Below are 3,074 nucleotides of genomic sequence, written 5' to 3'. Positions count from 1 at the left end.
CATTTCTGGCCACCGCCGTGTTACAGCCCGCGGCCGCCGAGACGGTGCTCAAGCTCGGGCACGTGTCGAGCGCGGACAACGTCTACCACAAGGGCGCGTTGCGCTTCGCCGAGCGGGTCAAGGAGATGACCGGCGGTTCGGTGACGGTCGATGCGCTGTGCTGCGCGCAGCTCGGCAACGATGTCGCCCAGGCCAAGACGGTCCAGCTGGGCGCTCAGGACCTGGCGATCGTCTCGAGCAACAATCTGGCACAGTTCGATCCCCGTATCGACATCTTCAGCCTGCCCGCCCTGTTCGAGGACATCCCCTCGGCGCAGAAGGCGGTTTTCGGCAAAGTCGGCGACGAGATATTCGAGAACTTCCGTCAGGCCACCGGCCTGCGGGTCGTCTACACGACGGCCTGGGGCAGCCGTTCGCTGATCAACAACCGGGGTTCGGTCAATGCGCCCTCGGACCTCAAGGGAATGCTGATCCGCTCTCCGGGCAGCCCGGTCATGAACGCGACCTACAAGGCGATGGGCGCCAACCCGACCCCGGTCGCCTTCGCCGAGCTGTTCACGGCCTTGCAGCAGAAGACCGTCGACGGTGCCGACATGTCGCCCTGTGACGTGTTGTCGCTCAAGTATTACGAGGTGCAGAAGCACCTGACCACGTCGAACCTCTTCACGGGCTTCGGCATGGTGGTAATGAACGATCGCAAGTTCCAGAGCCTGTCCGACACCGAGCAAAAGGCGATTCTGGCCGCCGGCCGGGAGGCGGGCGAGTACTCCTGGGGTCTGACCGAAAAGTGCGATTTGGACGGTCTGGCCAAGGCCAAGGCAGTTGGAATGGACGTGGTCGAGCTTCAGCCCGACCAGCGCGGCCCCTTCTTCAAGTTGGCCCGCTCGGTCTGGCCGGAGTTCGAGAAGCGGGTCGGTGGGCGCGACCTGATCGACAGGCTGGTCTCGTCGTCGAAATAGCAACCGCGCGGTCGTCTCCCGCCGCGGGGAAGACCGGGGTCCGAAGTGTCGCGCTTCGGACCCGGGATCTTCTCGCCGCAGGCCGTTGCGCGAGCGCTGGGACGGCGGCAGCCGTGTGCTATGCTCGCGCAGGACGGCGGATGCGCGGAGCGGCCGACGATGTCCCGCGCGGGGTCCGGCCACGTCGTCATCGGTGACCATTCATAGGGGCTCATAGGGGCGAGCGGCGATGAAGCGGTTGATGACCTGGCTCGATCGCTTCGACTATCACATCCTGTTGCTGTTGCTGGCGGCGCTGGTGGCGGTCGTCTTCCTGCAGGTCGCCTCGCGCTTCGTGTTCAAGCTTCCGATCGAATGGTCGGAGGAGATGGCGCGGTTCCTGTTCATCTGGTTCTGCTGGCTGGGCTGCAGTTTCGCCACCTGCAGCTATCACCACATCCGCATCACCGCCCAGTTCCGGATCATGCCGCGCGTCGTGGCGCTGTGGCTGCTGCGCGCGGGCGACGTTCTGTGGATCGCCTTCAACCTGGTCGTCCTCTACGGCGGCATCCTGTACCTGGACTCGATCCTGCAATACCCCTATCGGGCGATGATCACCGAGATCAACATGTTCTGGATCTTCATGCCGATCCCGCTGATCTTCCTTGTCTTCACGCTGCGCGTGGCGTTCAACCTCTTCGATCCCCGCTATTTCGAGATGACCATGAGCGAGGCCGAGCGTGAAGCGGCCGAGGAAGTCGAGATCGGCTCACCCGGCGGACGGCAGTCATGAGCGTCGGCGCGGCGATCGCGATCGCCTTTGTGATCTGTCTGCTGCTCGGGGTGCCGATCGCCACCGCCATGGGGATTGCGGCGGTGGTCGCGATCCTCATCGCCGGCCTGCCGATCACCTTCCTGGTCCAGGTCATGTTCGAGGCGCTCAACTCCTTTCCCCTGATCGCGATCCCGCTGTTCATTCTGGCCGGCGCGATCATGGAGCGGGGAGGGCTGTCCCAGCGGATCGTCGATATCTTCATGCCGCTCATCGGACGAAGCTACGGCGGACTCGCGATCGTCACGATTCTGGCGTGCATGTTCTTCGCGGCGATCTCCGGATCCGGCCCGCCGACGGTTGCGGCGATCGGCTCGATCATGATCCCCTCCATGCTGCGCCAGGGATATACCGCGTCCTTCTCCGGCGGGGTCACGGCATCCGGCGGGACGCTGGGCATTCTCATCCCGCCCTCTGTGCCGATGATCATCTATGGCGTCAGCTCCGAGACATCGATCCCGCGGCTGTTCGCGGCGGGCATCGTGCCCGGCGTGGCGGTCGGGCTGATGTTGACTGTGACCGCCTATCTGCTGGCACGGCGCGCCGGCTATCGCTCGGCCGACGCGGCCGTCGACGTCATCGCCTTCCTGCGCGCGCTGCGCCGCGGCATCTGGGCGCTGCTCGCCCCCATCATCATCCTGGGCGGCATCTACACCTCCGTCTTCACGCCGACCGAATCGGCGGTCGTGGCGGTCGTCTACGGCTTGCTCGTTTCGCTGCTCGTCTACCGTGAGATGACCTTCGCAAAGCTGAAGGAGACCTTCATCTTCAGCGCGACGATCAGCGGCTCGGTCCTGGTCATCATCGCCACGGCCACCGTGTTCGGGCAGATCCTGACGCTTCAGAACATCCCCCAGGACATGGCCAAGTGGATCGCCAGCCTGTCCGACGACAAGCATGTCATTCTGCTGATCGTCTGCGTGCTTCTGATCTTCATCGGCATGTGGATGGACACGATCGCTCAGATCATCCTGTTGACGCCGGTCTTGCTGCCGGTGGTCAAGACCATGGGCGTGGACCCGGTCCACTTCGGCATCCTTTTCGTGCTTTGTTGCGAAATCGGCTTCCTGACGCCGCCGCTCGGCGTCAACCTCTTCGTCGCCATGCGATTGACCGGGTGCTCCATCGAGAGCCTGTCCAAATCGGCGCTGCCCTATGTGATGGTGCTGGTTTTCGCCATCATCGTGATGATCTTTTTGCCGGAGATCACGCTGTGGATGCCGTCGTTGCTGTACGACAGGTAATTGGCCCCGGCAGCAACGTCTTCCCGGGTTGCGCGGCGGGGGCATGTTCGCACATCATGG

Annotated in this window: 3 protein-coding genes; all 3 read left to right on the top strand. The window is 63.8% G+C overall.

Annotation, left to right across the window (positions count from 1 at the left end; translation table 11 throughout):
• The coding region (locus OES25_17620) for a TRAP transporter substrate-binding protein (protein ID MDH3629456.1) at nucleotides 1-959 on the top strand (959 nt) is incomplete at its 5' end.
• A gap of 229 nt (nucleotides 960-1,188) precedes the next feature.
• On the top strand, nucleotides 1,189-1,731 hold the full coding sequence (locus OES25_17615) for a TRAP transporter small permease subunit (GenBank protein MDH3629455.1): 543 nt from the start codon (nucleotides 1,189-1,191) through the stop codon (nucleotides 1,729-1,731).
• The gene (locus tag OES25_17610) at nucleotides 1,728-3,014 is read left to right on the top strand and encodes a TRAP transporter large permease (GenBank protein ID MDH3629454.1); all 1,287 of its coding nucleotides are present in this window, start codon (nucleotides 1,728-1,730) and stop codon (nucleotides 3,012-3,014) included. The genes OES25_17615 and OES25_17610 overlap by 4 nt, the downstream gene beginning before the upstream one ends.
• The last annotated feature ends 60 nt before the right edge of the window (nucleotides 3,015-3,074 follow it).

It is taken from the genome of Acidobacteriota bacterium (assembly GCA_029861955.1).
GTDB lineage: Bacteria > Acidobacteriota > Polarisedimenticolia > Polarisedimenticolales > Polarisedimenticolaceae > JAOTYK01.
Note: the sequence above shows the minus strand (reverse complement) of the source record. Positions and strands in the feature narration are given on the sequence as shown.

Excerpts from the sequence above, each read along its gene's own strand:
- OES25_17615 (MDH3629455.1), top strand. The coding sequence starts at position 1,189 with ATGAAGCGGTTGATGACCTGGCTCGATCGCTTCGACTATCACATCCTG.
- OES25_17610 (MDH3629454.1), top strand. The coding sequence starts at position 1,728 with ATGAGCGTCGGCGCGGCGATCGCGATCGCCTTTGTGATCTGTCTGCTG.